The 1034-nt window shown below is 57.1% G+C and carries 1 rRNA gene; it reads left to right on the plus strand.

From position 1 onward, the window contains the following. Positions 1-1030: ribosomal RNA gene (locus ACIBO2_RS58835) — 23S ribosomal RNA — on the plus strand; the annotation flags it as partial. Positions 1031-1034: the final 4 nt, after the last annotated feature.

Genomic DNA, 1034 nt, shown 5'->3' on the forward strand with positions numbered 1-1034 from the left:
GTTGGCGAAGGTGAGAACTTAAGCGCCGGTAAACGGCGGTGGTAACTATAACCATCCTAAGGTAGCGAAATTCCTTGTCGGGTAAGTTCCGACCTGCACGAATGGCGTAACGACTTCCCCGCTGTCTCAACCGCAGACCCGGCGAAATTGCACTACGAGTAAAGATGCTCGTTACGCGCAGCAGGACGGAAAGACCCCGGGACCTTCACTACAGCTTGACATTGGCGTTTGGAGCGTCTTGTGTAGGATAGGTGGGAGACTGGGAAGCTGTCACGCTAGTGATGGTGGAGTCATTGGTGAAATACCACTCTGGTCGTTTTGAACGTCTAACTCTGGTCCGTGATCCGGATCGGGGACAGTGTCTGGTGGGTAGTTTAACTGGGGCGGTTGCCTCCTAAAGGGTAACGGAGGCGCCCAAAGGTTCCCTCAGCCTGGTTGGCAATCAGGTGTTGAGTGTAAGTGCACAAGGGAGCTTGACTGTGAGACTGACGGGTCGAGCAGGAGCGAAAGCTGGGACTAGTGATCCGGCATCGGCGTGTGGAAGCGGTGTCGCTCAACGGCTAAAAGGTACCCCGGGGATAACAGGCTGATCTTCCCCAAGAGTCCATATCGACGGGATGGTTTGGCACCTCGATGTCGGCTCGTCGCATCCTGGGGCTGGAGTAGGTCCCAAGGGTTGGGCTGTTCGCCCATTAAAGCGGTACGCGAGCTGGGTTTAGAACGTCGCGAGACAGTTCGGTCCCTATCCGCTGCGCGCGCAGGAGACTTGAAAGGGGCTGTCCCTAGTACGAGAGGACCGGGACGGACGAACCTCTGGTGTGCCAGTTGTACCGCCAGGTGCACGGCTGGTTGGCTACGTTCGGAAGGGATAACCGCTGAAAGCATCTAAGCGGGAAGCTCGCCTTGAGATGAGGTCTCCCACCATGAGAGTGGGTAAGGCTCCCGGTAGACGACCGGGTTGATAGGCCGGAGGTGGAAGCACGGTAACGTGTGGAGCTGACCGGTACTAATAGGCCGAGGACTTGACCACAAAG

The sequence above is a fragment of the Nonomuraea sp. NPDC050022 genome (genome assembly GCF_044460705.1).
Classification (GTDB): Bacteria; Actinomycetota; Actinomycetes; order Streptosporangiales; family Streptosporangiaceae; genus Nonomuraea.